A 19,073-nucleotide genomic window follows, 5' to 3' on the forward strand; every position below is an offset into this window, starting at 1 on the left:
CCACCAACATGGCCGGCCGCGGCACCGACATCGTGCTCGGCGGCAATGTCGAGAACCAGATCAAGTTCCTCGATGCCGACGAGGCGATTCCCGCCGAGGAGAAGGCGGCGCGCGCCAAGCAGCTTCAGGACGAATGGCAGAGCCTGCACGACGCGGTGAAGGCGCAGGGTGGCCTGCGCATCATCGCCACCGAGCGCCACGAGTCGCGGCGCATCGACAACCAGCTGCGCGGCCGCTCGGGACGGCAGGGCGATCCGGGCTCGTCGCGCTTCTACCTCTCGCTGGACGACCCGCTCATGCGCATCTTCGCGGGCGACCGCGTGCGCGCCATCATGGACCGGCTGAAGATGCCCGACGGCGAGGCCATCGAGGCCGGCATCGTGACACGCAGCATCGAGAGCGCGCAGCGCAAGGTCGAGGCGCGCAACTTCGACATCCGCAAGCAGCTGCTGGAGTACGACGACGTCTCGAACGACCAGCGCAAGGTCATCTACCAGCAGCGCAACGAGATCCTCGAAGCCGAGAGCCTGACCGAGCAGATCGGCAACCTGCGTGCGGCCACCATGGCCGAGGTGGTGCGCACTTTCGTGCCGGCCGAGAGCGTCGAGGAACAGTGGGACCTGCCCGGCCTGGAGAAGGTGCTGCGCGAGGAATGGCAGCTCGAAGTGCCGCTGGTCGCCGAAGTCGACAAGAGCAGCAGCATCACCGACGAGGACATCGTCGAAAAGGTGGTCAAGGCCGCCGACGCGCACTTCGCCGACAAGCTCGAGCGTGTCGGGGTCGAGCAGTTCACGCCGTTCATGCGCATGGTGCTGCTGCAGTCGATCGACACGCACTGGCGCGAGCACCTCGCGGCGCTGGACTACCTGCGCCAGGGCATCCACTTGCGCGGCTACGCGCAGAAGAACCCGAAGCAGGAGTACAAGCGCGAGGCTTTCGAGCTGTTCTCGCAACTGCTCGATGTGGTGAAGATGGAAGTCACCCGGGTCATGATGACGGTGCGCATCCAGAGCCAGGAAGAAGCGCTGGAGGCGGCCGAGGCGATCGAGGAGCGGGCGGAGCGCGTCCAAAACGTCACCTACACGCATCCGAACGAGGACGGCTCGGTGTCCGAGGAGGCCGACCCGGCGACGATGGTGGCGCAGGTGCCCAAGGTGGGACGCAACGATCCCTGCCCTTGCGGCAGCGGCAAGAAGTACAAGCAGTGCCACGGCAAGCTGGCCTGAACCGCGTCGTCACCCGGAGCACCCCATGCCCGTCAACCTGAGCGCCCCCCATCCTGCGGACCTTCACCCGGTGGCCGGTGTCGAACTGGGCGTCGCGATGGCCGGGGTGCGCAAGGCCAACCGGCGCGACGTGCTGGTCGTGAAGCTCGCCGCGGGCTCGTCGGTGGCGGGCGTGTTCACGCAGAACCGGTTCTGCGCCGCGCCGGTGCAGGTGTGCCGCGAGCACCTGGCGGCGGGCCTGGGCATCCGCGCGATCGTCGTCAATACCGGCAATGCCAACGCCGGCACCGGTGCCGACGGCCTGGCACGTGCGCGCTCCACCTGCGCGGCGCTGGGCAGGCAGATGGACGTGGCCAGCGAGCAGGTGCTGCCGTTCTCCACCGGCGTGATCATGGAGACGCTGCCCAACGACCGGATCGAGGCCGCACTGCCCGCGGCGCTGGCCGACGCGAAGGCGGCGAACTGGGCGCTCGCTGCCGAGGCGATCATGACCACCGACACGCTGCCCAAGGCCGCATCTCGGCAGCTGACGATCGGCGGCAGGACCGTCACCATCACCGGCATCAGCAAGGGCGCCGGCATGATCCGACCGAACATGGCGACGATGCTCGGCTTCATCGCCACCGACGCCGCGATCGCCCCGCCGCTCATGCAGGAGCTGGTGCGCGAGGCGGCGGATCGATCGTTCAACCGCATCACCATCGACGGCGACACCTCGACCAACGATTCTTTCGTGCTGATCGCCACGCACCAGGCCGGCAACACGCCGGTCGCGCAGGCCGAGTCGCCGGACGGGGCCGCCTTCCGCGAGGCGCTGTTCGCGGTGGCACAGCAACTGGCTCAGGCGATCGTGCGCGACGGCGAGGGCGCCACCAAGTTCATCACGGTGCGCGTCGATGGTGGCCGCACCAAGGAAGAGTGCCGTCAGGCAGCCTACGCGATTGCACACTCGCCGCTGGTGAAGACAGCCTTCTTCGCCAGCGATCCCAATCTCGGGCGCATCCTCGCTGCGGTGGGCTACGCCGGCATCGCCGACCTCGACCAGTCGACCATCGACCTCTTCCTCGACGACGTGCACGTGGTGCACCGAGGTGGCCGCCGGCCCGAGTACCGCGAGGAAGACGGCGCTCGCGTCATGAAGCAGCCGGAGATCATCGTTCGTGTCGACCTCAACCGAGGCAAGGCACACGCCACGGTGTGGACCTGCGACCTGAGCGTCGACTACGTGAAGATCAACGCGGACTACCGCAGCTGAACTTCGCGGCACGCCGTGCGGCGTGCAAGAGCCAGGCCGCGGCGGCGGCGGCGACCAGATGCTTCAGGGTGTGGCCGCTCACCAGGCCGATGTGCTCCAGCACCGCCTGGTCGGCCAGTTCGAAGGCCTTGGCCAGGATGTAGCCGGCGAGCACGCCCCACCAGCCGGCATCGGCCACCGCGGCGGCCGAGCGTCGCGGCAGCCGCAGCAGCAGGCCGGCCGGCACGAGGAGCATGGGCAGAAACTGCACGTACAGGTAGGCGCGCAGATCGCTGCGGCCGGCCGCTTCACTCCACCACCACAGCGCCACCGAGGCACTGGCGATGGTCAACGCGGCCCCGAGCGCACCGGGCCCGGCCCAGCGTGCGTCGACTCGCTCGGCGAGGAAAGCGCAGGTCAGCGCCGCGCAGGCCCAGGCAATCGGCAGGCGGTCGAAGGCCAGCAATGCATTCGTCGGCGCCCAGTGGTAGGTGGCCGAACCGGCCGCCGTGCCGATCAGTGCCAGCGCGAAGGCGGCCCAGGCGAGCGAGGCCTCGCGGATGGGCTGGCCGCGTGAGGTCCACAGCGCCCACAGTCCGATCACTCCGAAGGGCAGATTGCTCAGCACGTCGGCAGCGTTCGGAACGCCGAAGAGCGCCCGCCGGTCGGCGAACGCATGGTAGGCGGCCCACTGAGGGATCGGTCCGTGGACGATCAGTGCGAGCGCGAGCAGCACGCCGAGCACCGGCAGCACCCGTTCGCGGCCGAGGCGGCGGCGGGACGGTGCGGGCGACGTGGCGGCGTGGCGCATGCAAACTCCAGGCGATTCGGCGATGGCGGCATGCTGCCCGGGAAGGAGCGCAGCGCGCAAGCGTGCGGCGAGGCGATGCCGTGCGTGCCACGGCGGGTATCGCGTCGCGACACCCCACGTTTGCCGCATTGCGCGCGCTGCGAACTCGCTGCTAGCATTTCAGGACAACAGCTTGAGCAGCGCCCATGAACCACGCACGCCTCCATTCGCCACACGCCGGTCCCGGCGCGTTCGCGTTGGGCGGCGCATGGTCCATGGCGGCCTTGCGATCGCGCTGGCCGGCGGTACTGCCCGCTGACCCGTGCGCCGTGAACCGCCCGATCGATCGGGTGTTCGCCGCCTTCTAGGCCTCTCGGCTTCCCGCCTCCACCGAGGCCCCGCCGAGAGATCCGGCGGGGAGATCGGGATCTTCGATTCCCTCGCCACATCGGGTCGACCGACCCATCAGGGTGCCCACCGGTGCCCGACGAACGAGCACGAGGGGACGCAACCATGACGCAATGGCTGCTGAGTCTGAAGGAGGGGGCGCTGATCCGGTTGGTGCGCTGGCTCGATGGCCTGCTGCCGCGCGAGGACCTGTTGCGCCAGGCCACCTACCGGCGCCTGTGGACCTCGATCCTGATCAGCTCGTTCGGCGGGCAGGTGACGATGCTCGCCCTGCCGCTCACTGCCGCCGTGCTGCTGCACGCCACGCCGACGCAGATGGGCCTGCTGACGGCCATGGAGATCGTGCCTTTCGTGCTCTTCTCGCTGCCCTCCGGCGTGTGGCTGGACCGCGTGCGCAAGCTGCCGGTCTACGTGATCGGCGAGAGCGCGCTCTCGCTCGTCGTCGCCAGCGTGCCACTGGCCTGGTGGCTGGGCGGGTTGAGCATGACCTGGCTGTACGTCGTCGGCTTCGTCATCGGCACCGTCTACACGACGGCGGGATCGGCCGCACAGATCGTGCTCACGCAGGTGGTGGCGCGCGAGCGACTCGTCGAGGCGCACGCGAAGAACGCGCTCGCGACCTCGGGCGCCGAGGTGGCTGGGCCCGGTTTCGCCGGTGCGCTGATCAAGCTGGTCGGCGCGCCGCTCGCGCTGCTCGTCGACGCCGTGCTGCTGCTCGTCTCCGCGGCGATCCTGCGTGGCATCGTCGTCAACGAGGAGCGGCTGGTCCGCCACGACGCACATTTCTGGCGGGATCTGAAGACGGGCGTGCGCTTCGTCGCGCGCCACCATCTGCTCGTCGCGCTGGCCTGCGCGGTGGGTGTCTGGCAGATGTGCCACCACGCGGCGATCGTCGTGCAGATCCTCTTCGCCACACGCACGCTGGGCCTGTCCGAGCAGGCCGTGGGCCTGAGCTACATGGGCATGGGCCTCGGCACCATCGTGGCGAGCGTGTACGGCAACCGCATCAGCCGCCGGCTCGGACCGGGTCGCTGCCTCACGCTCGGCTTCGCGGTCTGCGGGGCCGGCTGGGCGATGCTCGCGCTGGCGCCGGCCAACCGCTACGGCGTGGCCGCTTTCGCACTCATGCTGCTGATGTTCTCGGCCGGCGCAGTGCTGGTGTTCATCAACTTCCTGGCGCTGCGCCAAGCGGTCACGCCCGAGCCGCTGCTCGGCCGCATGACGAGCACGATGCGCTGGTTGATCCTCATTCCCGCCGGTCCGGGCGCGCTGCTCGGCGGCTGGCTGGGTGAGCACCTCGGCCTGCGCGCCTCGCTCGGCTTCGCCGGCGGCACGGCACTGCTGCTGGCGGCGGTGGCCTCGCGGGTGCCGGTGATCCGCGACCTGCGCGAGCTGCCCACCCCCGAGCACGACGACGACTGGGTGGGTGCCGAGTCCGCCGGCATCGTGCCGCAGCCTTCCCGATGAAGGACAAGGAGAACGAACGATGGACCCGGTGCTGATCGAGGTGCCCGAACGGATCGAGACGGAGCGACTCCTGCTGCGCTGCCCACAACCTGGCGATGGCGCACTGGTCAACGAGGCCGAGCGCGAGACGCTGTCCGAGCTGAAACCCTGGATGCCGTGGGCGAAGCCGACGAAGAGCCTCGACGAGTCGGAGGCCTATTGCCGGCGCATGCAGGCGCACTACATGCTGCGCGAAGAACTGGCGATGCTCATCTTCGAGCGCGACATGCTCGGCCGCGAGGGCCGCTTCATCGGCGGTGCCGGGCTGCATCGCATCGACTGGACGCTGCGCAGCTTCGAGATCGGCTACTGGCGTCGCAGCGGTTGCGGCGGGCGTGGTTATGTCACGGAAGCCGCACGCGCCCTCTCGCGCTTCGCCTTCGATCGACTGGGCGCGCGGCGGGTGGAGATCCGCACCGACGATGCGAACGCGGCGAGCTGGAAGGTGGCCGAGCGCGCCGGCTTCACGATGGAGGCGCTGCTGCGCGGCGACAGCGTCGCAGTCTCCGGTGAGGTGCGCAGCACCCGCGTGTATGCGCGGGTGCGCGGCATCGAGGAACCGCTCGGCTCAATCCAGCACTGAACGCGCGGCGGGCGAGAACTTGTCGACGGCGTCGGTGATGATGCCGTCGATGCCCAGGCGCACCAGGCGCTGCGCTTCGGCGGCGTCATTCACCGTGTAGACGAGCGCGCGCATCTTCGCCGCCCGCAACTGAGCCATGAGCGCCTCGTCCATGAGGCCGTGGTTCGTCACGCAGGCCGAGCAGTCGATCGCCCTCGCGACCTCGAACCAGCCGCTCCACAACGTGTCCAGCAGAAGAGCACGCGGCAACGCGGGCGCTGTCTCGCGCGCACCCTGCAGCGCCTCGGGACGGAAGGAACTGAGCAGCGGCGGCACGCCAGCATCGCCGCGGTTCGCCGCCCACAGCCGTGCGGCCTCGCGGGCCACTGCGCGGCCCGTCTCCAGTTCCTGGCCGGGCGTCGGCTTAATCTCGATGTTCAACGCGAAGCCGTTGCGCAGGCAGTACGCGGCAATCGCCTCCAGGCTGGGAATCGGCTCGCCGGCGTAGGCGCGGCCATGCCAGCCGCCGGCGTCCAGCCGCGACAGCTCGCTCCAGGGGCGATCGCCAGCCGCACCGCGTGCCGGTGTGGTGCGCTGCAGCGTGGTGTCGTGCAGCAGAAAGGGCACGCCGTCGGCGCTGAGCTTCACGTCGCACTCGAAGGCGCGGTAGCCGTGCGCCGCGCCGACGCGGAAGGCCGCCAGCGTGTTCTCCGGCGCCAGTTTGCCGGCGCCGCGGTGGGCGATCCACAAGGGGTAGGGCCAGGCGCTCATGGCCGTGATCCTCTGCCGGCTCAGCCGATGCGCCGATGCGTGGCGGCGTCGAACCAGTGCAGGTGTTCGGCCGGGCCCTGCAGCGTGAGCGTGTCGCCGATGCGGGGCGCTGCCTGCGTGGCGTCGACGCGCACGGTGAAGAGCGTGCCGCCCAGCGTGCCGTGCACCAGACGCTCGGCGCCGAGCATCTCGCTCATCTCCACCTTGAAAGGCCAGCCGGGTACTCCCGCGGGTTTCAGCGTCGCATGCTCCGGACGCAGGCCGACGATCAACTCGCCGGAACGCGGCGCCGCCGCAGGCAGCGGCAGCTGCTGGCCGTCGACCGTGAGGCGCGAGCCATCGGCATGGCCGGGAACGAGGTTCATCGGCGGCGAGCCGATGAAGCCGGCGACGAAGGTGGTGGCCGGCCGCGCGTAGACCTCCTCCGGCGTGCCGATCTGCTCCATGCGCCCGGCGTTCATGACGATCATGCGCTGCGCCAGCGTCATCGCCTCGACCTGGTCGTGGGTGACGAATAGGGACGTGACGCCCAACTCGGCATGCAGTTTCTGGATCTCGAGCCGAGTCTGCGCGCGCAGCTTGGCATCGAGGTTGGACAGGGGTTCGTCGAAGAGGAACACCTCGGGCTGGCGCACGATGGCCCGACCCATGGCCACGCGCTGACGCTGCCCGCCGGAGAGCTCCCTCGGTTTTCGCTTCAAGTAGGGCTCGAGCTGCAGGATCGCCGCCGCCTTGTCGACGCGCGCCTTGATCTCGGCCACCGGAAGCTTGGCGATCTTCAGGCCGTAGGCCATGTTCTCGAACACCGACATGTGCGGATAGAGCGCGTAGTTCTGGAACACCATGGCGATGTCGCGCTCGGAGGGTTCGACGTCGTTGACGATCCGCCCGGCGATGGCGATCTCGCCACCGCTGATCTCTTCCAGTCCGGCGACCATGCGCAGCAGCGTGCTCTTGCCGCAGCCCGAGGGCCCGACGATGACGATGAACTCGCCGTCGGCGATCTCGGCGTCGACGCCGTGGATCACCTGGTTGGCCTTCGGGCCGTGGCCGTAGCGCTTGACGACCTTGCGGATGCTGATCGCGCCCATGTCTGTCTTTCTTCTGCGTTCTACTTTTCGGTGTCGACCAGGCCCTTGACGAACCACTTCTGCATGAGCAGCACCACCAGTGCCGGCGGGATCATCGCCAGCACCGCAGTGGCCATCACGATGTTCCAGTCGGTCGCCGCATCGCCACCGCTGATCATGCGCTTGATGCCGATCACCACCGGGTACATGCTCTCGTCGGTGGTCACCAGCAGCGGCCAGAGGTACTGGTTCCAGCCGTAAATGAACTGGATGACGAACAGCGCCGCGATCGAGGTCGCCGACAGCGGCACCAGCACGTCCTTGAAGAATCGCATCGGGCCTGCGCCGTCGATGCGCGCCGCCTCGACGAGCTCGTCGGGCACGGTCAAGAAGAACTGCCGGAACAGGAAGGTGGCGGTGGCCGAAGCGATCAGGGGCACGGTCAGGCCGGCATAGGTGTTGAGCATGCCGAGGCCGGCGACCACCTCGTACGTCGGCCCGATGCGCACCTCCACCGGAAGCATCAGCGTGACGAAGATCGCCCAGAAGAAGAAGCCGCGCAGCGGGAAGCGGAAGTAGACGATCGCGAAGGCCGACAGCAGCGAAATGGCGATCTTGCCGAGCGCGATGACCAGCGCGGTGATCAGGCTGACCATCATCATGCGGCCTACCGGCGCGTTCGACGCCGCGCCCATGGCCGTGCCCTTCAGCGCGGCGAGGTAGTTGTCGACGATGTGGCTGCCGGGCACCAGGGACATCGGCGCTTGCAGGATCTCCTCGGCCGTCTGCGTCGAGGCGACGAAGGTGACGTACAGCGGAAAGGCCACGACGGCCACGCCGAGCAGCAGCACGAGGTGCGCCAGGATGCCGAGGGTGGGGCGGCGTTCGACCATGTCAGGCTCCGGCGCCGGGCCGTCCCAAGCCGAAGTGGCGCCCCTCCGGGGCAGGAGCCGAAGGCGACTGGGGGGCACTCATCAGTAGGTCACCTTCTTCTCGACGAAGCGGAACTGCACCACCGTCAGCGCGACGACGATCGCCATCAGCACCACCGACTGCGCCGCCGACGAGCCCAGGTCGAGTGCCTTGAAACCGTCGTAGTAGACCTTGTAGACGAGGATCGCGGTGTCCTTGCCCGGGCCGCCCTGCGTCGCCGCGTCGACGATCGCGAAGGTGTCGAAGAAGGCGTAGACCACGTTGATCACGAAGAGGAAGAAGGTGGTCGGCGAGAGCAGCGGGAACTGGATCGTCCAGAAGCGCCGCCAGGGCCGCGCGCCGTCGATCGCCGCGGCCTCGATCAGGCTCTTCGGGATGCTCTGCAATCCGGCGAGGAAGAACAGGAAGTTGTAGGAGATCTGCTTCCACACCGCGGCCATCACGATCAGCGCCATTGCCTGTCCACTGTTGAGCAGGTGGTTCCACTCCAGCCCCAAGCTGCGCAGCGCATACGAGACGATCCCGATCGAGGGCGCGAACATGAACAGCCACAGCACGCCGGCCACCGCTGGCGCCACCGCATAGGGCCAGATCAGCAGCGTGCGGTAGACCATGGTGCCGCGCACCACGCGGTCGGCAAACACCGCCAGCAGCAGCGAGATCGCGATGCCCAGGCCGGCCACCAGCACGGAGAACACCGCGGTGGTCTCGAACGAGGCGAGGTAGGTCGGATCGTTCCAGAGATTGGCGAAGTTCTCCAGGCCAACCCATTCGGTCGAGCTGCCGAAGGCGTCGGACTGCTGGAAGGACTGCAACAGCGCCTGGCCCGCCGGCCAGAAGAAGAACACCGCGATGACCGCCACCTGGGGCGCGAGCAGCGCCCAGGGCAGCCATCCGGAACGGAAGACGACGCGCTTCTCGGAGGCCAAGGGAACCTAATCGAGGTTGGCCCTCCCCGCTGGGCGGGGAGGGACGGGGTGAGGTGCCGACATGTCTGCCGCAAGGCGAACAAGTCCGTCAGGACTTGTTCGCCTTCTCGAACCGTTGGAGCAGTTCGTTGCCCCGCTTCACTGCGCTGTCCAGCGCCTCCTTCGCACCCTTCTTACCCGCCCAGACCTGTTCGAGCTCCTCGTCGACGATGGCGCGGATCTGCACGAAGTTGCCCAGGCGGATGCCGCGCGACTTGACGGTGGTCTTGCGGATCATCTGGTTCACCGCGGTGTCGGTGCCCGGGTTCTGCTTGTAGAAGCCCGACTTCTCGGTCAGCTCGAACGAGGCCATGGTGACCGGCAGGTAGCCGGTGCGCTGGTGGCTCTTGGCCTGGATCTCGGCGTTCGTCAGGTAGTTGAAGAATGCGGCCACGCCCTTGTACTCGGGCGCCTTCTTGCCCGACATGACCCACAGCGAGGCGCCGCCGATGACGGTGTTCTGCGGTGCGCCGGGCACGTCAGGGTAGTAGGGCAAGGGTGCGATGCCGAACTCGAACTTGGCGTTCTTCTTGATGCTTGCGTAGGTCGACGACGACGCGGTGGCCATCGCGCACTCGCCCGAGTAGAACGGCGCGTCGCCGAGGTTGTTGCGCCCACGGTAGTGGAACAGGCCCTGCTTGGCCATGTTGGCCAGGTTCTCGATGTGGCGCACGTGCAGCGGGCTGTTGAACGCGAGCCGGCCGCTGGTGCCGCCAAAGCCATTGTTCTGCGTGGCGAACAGCGTGTTGTGCCAGGTCGAGAAGCTCTCCAGCTGCGTCCAGCTTTGCCAGCTGGTGGTGAACGGGCAGGCGAAGCCCGAAGCCTTCAGCTTCGCCGCGGCCGAGACCAGCTCGGGCCAGGTGGCAGGCGGCTTGTTCGGGTCGAGGCCGGCCTTGCGGAAGGCGTCCTTGTTGTAGTTGAGCACCGTGGTCGAGCTGTTGAACGGGAAACTGAGCATCTGTCCGTTCGGCGCGGTGTAGTAGCCCACCACCGCGGGAATGTAGGCCTTGGCATCGAACTTGTGACCGGCGTCGGCCAGCACCTTGCCCACCGGCACGATGGCGCCCTTGCTGGCCATCATGGTGGCAGTGCCGACCTCGAAGACCTGCAGGATGTGCGGCGCGTTGCCGGCGCGGAAGGCGGCGATGGCGGCGGTCATCGACTCGTCGTACTGTCCCTTGTAGGTGGGCACGACCTTGTAGTGCTTCTGGCTGGCGTTGAAGCCGTTGGCCAGGTCGGTGACCCAGTCGTTCAAGCCGCCGGTCATCGAGTGCCACCAATGGATTTCTGTCTGGGCGTGGGCGGGCCACGCGGCGGCAGCGGCGATTGCGAATGCGCCGAGGGCGCGTCGGGTGGTCTTCATGACAGCTCCGTGAGGGTTTCGTGACGGGCCTCGTGGGCCAGCCGGGCAGTGTCTTCGCGGTTTGTGACAGGCGCGTTTATCGGCTCCCTGCCGCGGCGCGGCAACGGGGATAACCCGCCGCGCCGTCGGTGCCGCTTGCCCGGGCCGGCGGGAGAAATGCTGCACTGCGCTACGATTGCTCCTCAAGTGCCAACACGGGGGCCGCCGCGCCCCCGGCTCCGATGAACGCACCCGCTTCCCTGACCCACATGGCCGCCGTCGCCAGCGCCGGCACGGCGGCGCAAGGGCTCGCCCCGCGCCTGCGCGAAATTCCCTACAACTACACCTCGTTCTCCGACCGCGAGATCGTCATCCGGCTGCTCGGTGCGCGGGCCTGGGAGGTGCTCAACAGGCTGCGCGAGGAGCGCCGTACCGGCCGTTCGGCGCGCATGCTGTACGAGGTGCTGGGCGACATCTGGGTGGTTCAGCGCAACCCCTATCTGCAGGACGATCTGCTCGACAACCCGAGGCGCCGCGCGGCGCTGATCGAGGCGCTGCATCACCGGCTGCGCGCCATCGAGGCGCGCCGCGCTCCTCAGGCCGACGGCGAGCGCGACGCCTTCGTCGGCGAACTGCTCGAGTCGGCGCGCTCGGCGGTCGAGCGCTTCGAGCGCCAGTTCGACGAGATGGCCGACTTGCGCAGGCGCGTGACGCGTGTCCTCGGCCGCATCACGGCCAAGCACAACGTCAAGTTCGACGGCCTGTCGCGGGTGGCTCACGTGACCGACGCGACCGACTGGCGCGTCGAGTACCCCTTCGTCGTGTTGACGCCCGACACCGAGGCGGAGATGGCTGCACTGGTCAAGGGCTGCATCGAACTCGGGCTGACCATCATCCCGCGCGGAGGCGGCACCGGCTACACAGGAGGCGCCGTGCCGCTGACCTGGAACAGCGCCGTCATCAACACCGAGAAGCTCGAGTCGATGAGCGAGGTCGAGATGGTTGCGCTGCCCGGCGTGGACCGGCCGGTGGCCACGGTGTGGACCGAGGCCGGCGTGGTCACGCAACGCGTGGCCGATGCCGCCGAGCGCGCCGGCCACGTTTTCGCTGTCGATCCGACCTCGGCCGAGGCCTCCTGCGTCGGCGGCAACATCGCCATGAACGCCGGCGGCAAGAAGGCGGTGCTGTGGGGCACGGCGCTGGACAACCTGGCCTCCTGGCGCATGGTCACGCCGCAGGCGCAGTGGCTGGAGGTGGTGCGGTTGAACCACAACCTCGGCAAGATCCACGACGTGGAGACGGCGAGCTTCGAACTGCGCTATTTCGCTGCCGACGGCAAGACGCCAGTGCGCACCGAGCGGCTCGACATCCCCGGCGGCAGCTTCCGCAAGGAAGGTCTGGGCAAGGACGTCACCGACAAGTTCCTGGCCGGCCTGCCGGGCATCCAGAAGGAAGGCTGCGACGGCCTCATCACTTCGGCGCGCTGGGTGGTGCACCGCATGCCGGCGCACACGCGCACGGTGTGCCTGGAGTTCTTCGGCAATGCGCGCGACGCGGTGCCTTCGATCGTCGAGATCAAGGACTTCATGTTCGCCGAGGCGAAACAGGGCGGTGCGATCCTCGCAGGACTGGAGCACCTCGACGACCGCTACCTGAAGGCGGTGGGCTACGCGACCAAGAGCAAGCGCGGCGGCCTGCCGAAGATGGTGCTGGTCGGCGACATCGCGGGCGACGACGCCGATGCGGTGGCGCGTGCCACCAGCGAAATCGTGCGCATCGCCAACAGCCGCGCCGGTGAGGGGTTCGTCGCGGTGAGCGCCGATGCGCGCAAGAAGTTCTGGCTCGACCGCAAGCGCACCGCGGCGATCAGCAGGCACACCAACGCCTTCAAGATCAACGAGGACGTGGTCATCCCGCTGCCGCGCATGGGCGAGTACACGGAAGGGATCGAGCGCATCAACATCGAGCTGTCGCTGCGCAACAAGCTGGCGATGGTGGATGCGCTGGAGGCCTTCTTCGTCGAAGGCAACCTGCCGCTGGGCAAGAGCGACGATGCCGGCGAGATCGCCAGCGCCGAACTGCTCGAGGACCGCGTGCAGCAGGCCCTCGGCCTGCTGCGCGAGGTGCGTGCGCTGTGGCAGCGATGGATGGATCAGCTCGACACCGTGCAAGCGGACACGGGCCGAACCGTCTTCGCCGACCTTCAGGACCACACGCTGCGCGCCTCTTGGAAGACGCAGATCCGCAGCGGCCTGCAGAACATCTTCGCCGGTGCGGCGCTCGAGCCGATCGTCGCCGAATGCCAGAGGATCCACGACCGCGTGCTCAAGGGCCGGGTCTGGGTGGCGCTGCACATGCACGCCGGCGACGGCAACGTGCACACCAACATCCCGGTCAACAGCGACAACTACGAGATGCTGCAGACTGCGCACGAGGCGGTCGGCCGCATCATGGCGCTGGCGCGGCGGCTCGACGGCGTGATCTCCGGCGAGCACGGCATCGGCATCACCAAGCTCGAGTTCCTCAGCGACGCGGAACTCGCCGGCTTCACCGAGTACAAGCGCAGGGTCGATCCGGAAGGCAGCTTCAACAAGGGCAAGCTGCTGCGCAGCGAGAGCCTCCGGGCCGACCTGACCAATGCGTACACGCCGAGCTTCGGCCTGATGGGCCACGAGTCGCTGATCATGCAGCAGAGCGACATCGGCCAGATCGCCGACTCGGTCAAGGACTGCCTGCGCTGCGGCAAGTGCAAGCCGGTGTGCGCCACGCATGTGCCGCGCGCCAACCTGCTGTACAGCCCGCGCAACAAGATCCTCGCCACCTCGCTGCTCATCGAGGCCTTCCTCTACGAGGAGCAGACGCGCCGCGGCATCAGCCTCGCGCACTGGCAGGAGTTCGAGGACGTGGCCGACCACTGCACCGTCTGCCACAAGTGCCTGTCGCCTTGCCCGGTGAAGATCGACTTCGGCGACGTGTCGATGAACATGCGCAATCTGCTGCGCAAGATGGGCCAGAAGAGCTTCCGCCCCGGCAACGCCGCAGCGATGTTCTTCCTCAACGCGACCCACCCGCAGACCATCAAGCTGATGCGTACTGCGATGGTCGACGTGGGCTTCAAGGTACAGCGCTTCGCCAACAACCTGCTGCGCGGCCTGGCAAACAAGCAGACCGCCGCGCCGCCGGCCACGGTGGGCGCGGCACCGATCAAGGAGCAGGTGATCCACTTCATCAACAAGAAGATGCCGGGCGGGCTGCCGAAGCGCACAGCGCGCGCGCTGCTCGACATCGAGGACAAGGACTACGTCCCGATCATCCGCGATCCGAAGACGACCAGCGCCGACACCGAGGCGGTGTTCTACTTTCCCGGCTGCGGCTCGGAGCGGCTGTTCTCGCAGGTCGGCCTGGCCACCCAGGCGATGCTCTGGCACGCCGGCGTGCAGACGGTGCTGCCGCCCGGCTACCTATGCTGCGGCTACCCGCAGCGCGGCAGCGGCCAGTTCGACCGCGCGGAGAAGATGATCACCGACAACCGGGTGCTGTTCCACCGGGTCGCCAACACGCTGAACTACCTCGACATCAGGACCGTGGTGGTCAGCTGCGGCACCTGCTACGACCAGCTGCAGGGCTACAAGTTCGAAGAGATCTTCCCCGGCTGCCGCATCGTCGACATCCACGAGTACCTGCTCGAAAAGGGCATCACGCTGGAGGCGGGGCAGGGCGCGGGCGGCTATCTCTACCACGACCCCTGCCACAGCCCCATGAAGCTGCGCGAACCGATGAAGACGGTGAAGGCGCTGGTCGGCGAGAACGTCCGCAAGAGCGAGCGCTGCTGCGGCGAGAGCGGCACGCTGGGCGTGTCGCGTCCGGACATTTCCACGCAGATCCGCTTCCGCAAGGAAGAGGAGCTGCGCCGGGACGAAGCCGCGCTGCGCTCGAGCGGAGCCGTGCCGGCGAAGGGCGACCTGAAGATCCTCACCTCCTGCCCGAGCTGCCTGCAGGGCCTGAGCCGCTACACCGGCGACCTCGACAACGGCCTGCTCGAGGCCGACTACATCGTCGTCGAGATGGCCAACCGCATCCTCGGCCCCGACTGGCTGCCCGACTACGTCGAGCGTGCCAACGGCGGCGGCATCGAGCGCGTGCTCGTCTAGCAGGCGCGGAGCGGCCGCACGGGCGAGCGCGCGCGCACCGGGCGCGGCCAGCGCCGCCTGCGCGGCGCCGGACTCACTGCTCCGCGGAGAGCTTGCGCTCCTTGATGAGCGCGTGCCAGAAGGTGGTCTCCTTCTGGATGAACGTGGCCAGTGCCGGCCCGTCGCCCGGCAGCACCTCAAGGCCGAAGTCCTCGAGCCTGGCCTTCACCTCCGGCGTGCTGATCGCCTTGTTCATCTCGGCGGTCAGTCGGCCGACGATGTCCGCCGGCGTGCCCTTGGGCACGAACAGGCCCTGCCAGGCCGTGACTTCGAAGTCCTTCACGCCGAGCTCGTCGAGCGTCGGCACGTCGGGCAGCGAGGGGATGCGCTTTCTCGACATCACGACCAGGGCCTTCACCTTGCCGGCACGGATCTGCGGCAGCCCGGCGGCGGTATCCAGCACCATCATCGGCACCTGGCCGGAGATCACGTCCTGGATCGCCAGCGCGGTGCCGCGGTAGGGCACGTGCACGACGAAGCTCTGGGTGCGGTCCTTCAGCAGTTCCATGCCGAGGTGGTGCGGGCTGCCGATGCCCGGCGAGGCGTAGCTGTACTTGCCCGGGTTCTGCTTCAGCGCGTCGAGCAGCTGTCGGCCGCTGCTGAAGCCGGCGTCCGGGTTGACCGCCAGGATCAGTGGAAAGCGCGCCATGAAGCCGACCGGCGCAAGGTCGCTCGGTGCATAGGGGATCTTCTTGTACATCGCCTCGTGGAACACCATCGCGCCGTTGTCGCCGGTGACGATCGTGTAGCCGTCGGGCGGTGACTTGGCGGCATTGTCGGTGCCGATGATGCCGGCCGCGCCGGGTCGGTTGTCGATGACGATGGTCTGGCCGAGCTGCTTGGACAACTGCGGCGACAGCTGCCGAGCGAGGAAGTCGGAACCGCCGCCGGCGGGGTAGGCCACCACCCAACGGATCGGCTTCGCCGGCCAGCTCTGGGCGAGAGCGTGCAGCGGCAAGAGGGCGGCCACGAGGCCGAGGCCGGCGAGGGTGCGGCGGGTCAAGGCAAGGGTCATGACGTGAAGGCACGAGTCTGAGGGGAGGCGGGCATCTTAGCGGGAGCGCCTCGCGGCGCACGACGGTTCCGGGGCGGCCGCGCCGGGGCGACAATAGCGGCCGAGCCATGCAGCTGACCTTTCGTTCCCCGCCAGGCGCCGGCCTGCGCCGCCTCGCCGCCGGCGCGGTCTGGCTGCTGGGCATGGGTGCCTTCGGCAGCGGGGTCGCCGCGCCAGCGCTATCCGAGGCACTGCGCCCTGTCCTCGTGCGGTCGCTCGACGACCCGCACGAGGCCCTGGCGCTGGCCGATGCGACACTCGACACGCTGGACTCCGAGTCCCGTTTCTGGCGCCTGCTCGGCAAGGCCGGCGTGTACACACTGCTCGACCAGCCCAGCGCCGCGCAGCGCGCCGTCGACGAGGCACGCGCCCGCCTCGGCCGCGTGCCCACCGCGACGCCGCGCCATCACCTTTGGCTCGAGGCCTACGCGATCGGCGCGCTGTTCCGCAGCGAAGATTCCGCCAGGCTGATCCCTCGCAGCGTGGAACTGCGCCGCGCTGCGGTGCCGCTGGGCGACGAGTACCTGCTGTGCGAGATCTCGGTGGGAGACCTCTTCCTGCTGCGTGACACACACGCGCTGGACGAAGCCTGGCGTGTGGCCGAGGAGACCGAGCGTTGCGGCCGCAAGCTCGGCCAACTGCACATCGAGACCTCGGCGCTCATCGCCATGGGCGGCATGGCCAGTTCGTTGTCGGGCAAGGCGCCCGCCGAGCGCTACTTCGAGCGCGCGCTCGAGGTGCTGGGAGTGCAGCCGGCGCGCTTCCAGCGTGGCTGGATCGAGTGGGAACTCGGCAACACGCTGGCGCGCCTTGGCCAGGGCGAGAAGGCAGCGCGATTCTTCGAGGCCTCGCTGGCGCGCAGCCGCGAGATCGGCGATGTCACCGGCGAGGCCATCGTCACGCTGGATCTCGCCGCGCTGCGCCTGGCGCAGGGCGAGCCGACGCATGTGCTCGAGCTGGTGCGCGGGGTGCTGCCGTCGCTGCAATCCGGCGAGGCGCCGGCACGGCTGGCGAATGCGCACGGCCTGATCATCGAGGCCCTGGCCAAGCTCAAGCGGGCCGAGGTGCTGCCGCAGATCGACAGGGCGCGCGCGCTGGACCGACTGGTCCTGCCGGCGCGCGAGCGCGCCCGGCTGGCGCAGCGCATGGCCGCCGGCTATGCCTCGCAGGGGCTGTACGCGCAGGCCTACGCCGAGCTGCAGCGCTCGACACAGGCGGTGGAACAGGGTCAGCAGTCGATCCGCGACACGCAGGTGTTGCGCCTGCAGGCGCGCTACGAGATCGCGCGCCGCGAAGCCGAACTCGCCGACTTGCGCCACCGCGCCGAAGCCGACCGACTCGCGCTGCAGGCCCGCGAGGCGCAACAGCAGGCACTGTGGGCAGCGCTGGCTGCGCTGGCCGGGCTGCTGGCGGCCGCGTTCTGGTTCGGCATGCGTGCGCTGGCGCGCCGTCGGCAGCTCGCCGACCTGGTACTGCGCGATGAGCTCACCGGCATGCCCAACCGCCGCGCGGTGCTCGCATTCGCCCAGGAGCAGTTTGACCTGTGCCGCCGGCTCGGCCTGGAGCTCAGCGTGGCGCTGGTGGACCTCGATCACTTCAAGCAGGTCAACGACACCAGCGGCCACGCTGCCGGCGATCGTGTGCTGCGCGCCTTCGCCGAGGCGGCCAGCGAGGTGTTGCGGGGTCAGGAGCGCTTGGGCCGCTGGGGCGGCGACGAATGGCTGTTCGTCATGCCGGGCACGGCCGTGGACGAGTTGCCTGCGCTGTTCGAGCGCTTGCGCAAGCAGCTTGCGGAGCGACCCATCCACGGGCTCAAGCAGCCGCACGGCATCACGCTGTCCATGGGTGCCGCGGCATTGTCGGACGAGGTCGAGTCGGTGGAGGCGCTCGTCGAGGAGGCCGACCGCCAGCTCTACCGCGCCAAGGCCGGTGGACGCGATTCGCTGCGCCACGGGCCGCGCGGGCGCAGGAGCGGCGCCGTGCGCGGCGGCACGGAAGGGCGCGACGCCGAAGGGGCGAAGCTGCCCGTCTCGGCCTGATCGCGAGTCGTCGCATGGTGCAGGAATTCGAGCCCGCCGCCGATGCCCGGCCCGGTTGCTTGCTGTGCCGCGAACACGGCGGCGTGCCGCTCTGGCAGGACGGCACCTGGCGCGTGATCCGTGCCGAGGACGCCGACTTTCCGGCCTTCTACCGTGTCATCGCGCGCCACCACGTGGGCGAGTTCTCCGCACTGCTCGCCCCCGAGCGGCAGCGTTGCATGGACCTCGTCTGCACGGTCGAACGCGTGCTCATCGAACAGCTGCACCCGACCAAGATCAACCTCGCTGCGCTCGGCAACATGGTGCCGCACCTGCACTGGCACGTGATCGCGCGCTTCGAGTGGGACAGCCACTTTCCGCAGCCGGTATGGGGCCCGCGCCAGCGCGAGGTGGCAGGCGGGGCGCTGGTGCGGCTGGGCCTGTCACTGTCCGAGCTCGACGCACGCGTGGCAGAGGCGCTTGCTGCGCGTGACTGACGGGTATCAAAGTCCCTGATCGCATCGCGACAGGCGCTTGGATACACTGCGGCGGCCCCGTCAACACCTCTCTCGTCCATGGCCGGTCTCAGCTCCGACACTCCCCAGCCCACCAACATCACGGTGCACCAGCAATCGCGCGTGCTCGAGGTCGGTTTCTCCGACGGGCAGACGTTCCGCATTCCCTTCGAGCTGATGCGCATCTACTCGCCGTCGGCCGAGGTGCAGGGCCACGGTCCCGGCCAGGAAGTGCTGCAGACCGGCAAGCGCGAGGTCGAACTCACCGAGATCGAGCCAGTGGGCAACTACGCCATCCAGCCGACCTTCAGCGATGGCCACAACTCGGGCATCTTCTCCTGGGACTACCTCTACCGTCTCGGCTCGCAGCAGATGCAGCTGTGGGAGCGCTACGAGGAACGGCTGCGCGAGGCCGGGATGGATCGCGACGCGCCGATGCCCGGCGCCGCCGCGTCGGGTTGCGGCCATCACCATTGATCGGGCGGC

15 protein-coding genes are annotated in these 19,073 nt (G+C 68.7%); 8 read left to right on the forward strand and 7 right to left on the reverse strand.

The window, feature by feature from the left end:
- Together Q0599_RS22190 and argJ are read left to right on the forward strand one after the other, a co-directional pair.
- On the forward strand, positions 1 to 1,226 hold a 1,226-nt coding region (locus Q0599_RS22190; RefSeq protein ID WP_298834620.1), incomplete at its 5' end, for an SEC-C metal-binding domain-containing protein.
- Positions 1,227 to 1,251: 25 nt separating this feature from the next.
- On the forward strand, positions 1,252 to 2,481 hold the full coding sequence (argJ, locus tag Q0599_RS22195) for a bifunctional glutamate N-acetyltransferase/amino-acid acetyltransferase ArgJ (RefSeq protein ID WP_298834622.1): 1,230 nt from the start codon (positions 1,252 to 1,254) through the stop codon (positions 2,479 to 2,481).
- On the opposite strand, the gene Q0599_RS22200 is transcribed toward argJ, so the two are convergent.
- The gene (locus tag Q0599_RS22200; protein WP_298834624.1) at positions 2,459 to 3,271 is read right to left on the reverse strand and encodes a hypothetical protein; all 813 of its coding nucleotides are present in this window, start codon (positions 3,269 to 3,271) and stop codon (positions 2,459 to 2,461) included. The genes argJ and Q0599_RS22200 overlap by 23 nt on opposite strands.
- Before the next feature lie 492 nt (positions 3,272 to 3,763).
- On the opposite strand from Q0599_RS22200, the gene Q0599_RS22205 reads away from it, so the two are divergent.
- Positions 3,764 to 5,125 carry an MFS transporter gene (locus Q0599_RS22205; protein ID WP_298834626.1) on the forward strand — a complete coding sequence of 454 codons (1,362 nt, stop codon included), beginning with the start codon at positions 3,764 to 3,766 and terminating at the stop codon, positions 5,123 to 5,125.
- 19 nt (positions 5,126 to 5,144) lie between these two features.
- Positions 5,145 to 5,747 carry a GNAT family N-acetyltransferase gene (locus Q0599_RS22210; protein ID WP_298834628.1) on the forward strand — a complete coding sequence of 201 codons (603 nt, stop codon included), beginning with the start codon at positions 5,145 to 5,147 and terminating at the stop codon, positions 5,745 to 5,747.
- On the opposite strand, the gene ugpQ is transcribed toward Q0599_RS22210, so the two are convergent.
- The 5 genes from ugpQ to ugpB form a co-directional block, all read right to left on the reverse strand.
- Positions 5,733 to 6,497 (reverse strand): glycerophosphodiester phosphodiesterase, encoded by a 765-nt coding sequence (gene ugpQ, locus Q0599_RS22215; RefSeq protein ID WP_298834630.1) that lies wholly within the window; start codon positions 6,495 to 6,497, stop codon positions 5,733 to 5,735. The two genes, Q0599_RS22210 and ugpQ, sit on opposite strands and share 15 nt — an antisense overlap.
- 20 nt (positions 6,498 to 6,517) lie before the next feature.
- On the reverse strand, positions 6,518 to 7,588 hold the full coding sequence (locus Q0599_RS22220; RefSeq protein ID WP_298834632.1) for a sn-glycerol-3-phosphate import ATP-binding protein UgpC: 1,071 nt from the start codon (positions 7,586 to 7,588) through the stop codon (positions 6,518 to 6,520).
- Positions 7,589 to 7,608: 20 nt separating this feature from the next.
- Complete coding sequence (ugpE, locus tag Q0599_RS22225) at positions 7,609 to 8,460, reverse strand: sn-glycerol-3-phosphate ABC transporter permease UgpE (RefSeq protein WP_298834634.1); 852 nt, start codon at positions 8,458 to 8,460, stop codon at positions 7,609 to 7,611.
- 81 nt (positions 8,461 to 8,541) lie between these two features.
- The gene (gene ugpA, locus Q0599_RS22230; RefSeq protein ID WP_298834636.1) at positions 8,542 to 9,429 is read right to left on the reverse strand and encodes a sn-glycerol-3-phosphate ABC transporter permease UgpA; all 888 of its coding nucleotides are present in this window, start codon (positions 9,427 to 9,429) and stop codon (positions 8,542 to 8,544) included.
- An 88-nt stretch (positions 9,430 to 9,517) separates the two neighbouring features.
- Positions 9,518 to 10,831 (reverse strand): sn-glycerol-3-phosphate ABC transporter substrate-binding protein UgpB, encoded by a 1,314-nt coding sequence (gene ugpB, locus Q0599_RS22235; protein ID WP_298834638.1) that lies wholly within the window; start codon positions 10,829 to 10,831, stop codon positions 9,518 to 9,520.
- A gap of 248 nt (positions 10,832 to 11,079) precedes the next feature.
- On the opposite strand from ugpB, the gene Q0599_RS22240 reads away from it, so the two are divergent.
- Positions 11,080 to 14,961: an FAD/FMN-binding oxidoreductase gene (locus Q0599_RS22240; RefSeq protein WP_298834640.1), complete on the forward strand. Its 3,882-nt coding sequence runs from the start codon at positions 11,080 to 11,082 to the stop codon at positions 14,959 to 14,961.
- Positions 14,962 to 15,034: 73 nt separating this feature from the next.
- Here Q0599_RS22240 and Q0599_RS22245 read toward each other — a convergent pair whose 3' ends face one another.
- A complete protein-coding gene (locus tag Q0599_RS22245; RefSeq protein ID WP_298834641.1) occupies positions 15,035 to 16,003 on the reverse strand; it encodes a tripartite tricarboxylate transporter substrate binding protein in 969 nt (322 codons plus the stop codon).
- A gap of 119 nt (positions 16,004 to 16,122) precedes the next feature.
- Between Q0599_RS22245 and Q0599_RS22250 the strand changes: the two genes are divergently transcribed.
- The 3 genes from Q0599_RS22250 to Q0599_RS22260 all read left to right on the forward strand — a co-directional run bounded on the left by Q0599_RS22250 (position 16,123) and on the right by Q0599_RS22260 (position 19,064).
- Positions 16,123 to 18,093, forward strand: a complete 1,971-nt coding sequence (locus tag Q0599_RS22250) for a diguanylate cyclase (RefSeq protein ID WP_298834642.1) — start codon at positions 16,123 to 16,125, stop codon at positions 18,091 to 18,093.
- Between the two features lie 14 nt (positions 18,094 to 18,107).
- Positions 18,108 to 18,569, forward strand: coding sequence for an HIT family protein (locus tag Q0599_RS22255; RefSeq protein ID WP_298834643.1), 462 nt, complete (start codon positions 18,108 to 18,110; stop codon positions 18,567 to 18,569).
- Positions 18,570 to 18,647: 78 nt separating this feature from the next.
- On the forward strand, positions 18,648 to 19,064 hold the full coding sequence (locus Q0599_RS22260) for a DUF971 domain-containing protein (RefSeq protein ID WP_298834644.1): 417 nt from the start codon (positions 18,648 to 18,650) through the stop codon (positions 19,062 to 19,064).
- The last annotated feature ends 9 nt before the right edge of the window (positions 19,065 to 19,073 follow it).

This window comes from uncultured Piscinibacter sp., assembly GCF_937952055.1.
GTDB lineage: Bacteria > Pseudomonadota > Gammaproteobacteria > Burkholderiales > Burkholderiaceae_C > Piscinibacter.

Excerpts from the sequence above, each read along its gene's own strand:
- argJ (WP_298834622.1), top strand. The coding sequence starts at position 1,252 with ATGCCCGTCAACCTGAGCGCCCCCCATCCTGCGGACCTTCACCCGGTG.
- Q0599_RS22200 (WP_298834624.1), bottom strand. The coding sequence starts at position 3,271 with ATGCGCCACGCCGCCACGTCGCCCGCACCGTCCCGCCGCCGCCTCGGC.
- Q0599_RS22205 (WP_298834626.1), top strand. The coding sequence starts at position 3,764 with ATGACGCAATGGCTGCTGAGTCTGAAGGAGGGGGCGCTGATCCGGTTG.
- Q0599_RS22210 (WP_298834628.1), top strand. The coding sequence starts at position 5,145 with ATGGACCCGGTGCTGATCGAGGTGCCCGAACGGATCGAGACGGAGCGA.
- ugpQ (WP_298834630.1), bottom strand. The coding sequence starts at position 6,497 with ATGAGCGCCTGGCCCTACCCCTTGTGGATCGCCCACCGCGGCGCCGGC.
- Q0599_RS22220 (WP_298834632.1), bottom strand. The coding sequence starts at position 7,588 with ATGGGCGCGATCAGCATCCGCAAGGTCGTCAAGCGCTACGGCCACGGC.
- ugpE (WP_298834634.1), bottom strand. The coding sequence starts at position 8,460 with ATGGTCGAACGCCGCCCCACCCTCGGCATCCTGGCGCACCTCGTGCTG.
- ugpB (WP_298834638.1), bottom strand. The coding sequence starts at position 10,831 with ATGAAGACCACCCGACGCGCCCTCGGCGCATTCGCAATCGCCGCTGCC.
- Q0599_RS22240 (WP_298834640.1), top strand. The coding sequence starts at position 11,080 with ATGGCCGCCGTCGCCAGCGCCGGCACGGCGGCGCAAGGGCTCGCCCCG.
- Q0599_RS22250 (WP_298834642.1), top strand. The coding sequence starts at position 16,123 with ATGCAGCTGACCTTTCGTTCCCCGCCAGGCGCCGGCCTGCGCCGCCTC.
- Q0599_RS22255 (WP_298834643.1), top strand. The coding sequence starts at position 18,108 with ATGGTGCAGGAATTCGAGCCCGCCGCCGATGCCCGGCCCGGTTGCTTG.
- Q0599_RS22260 (WP_298834644.1), top strand. The coding sequence starts at position 18,648 with ATGGCCGGTCTCAGCTCCGACACTCCCCAGCCCACCAACATCACGGTG.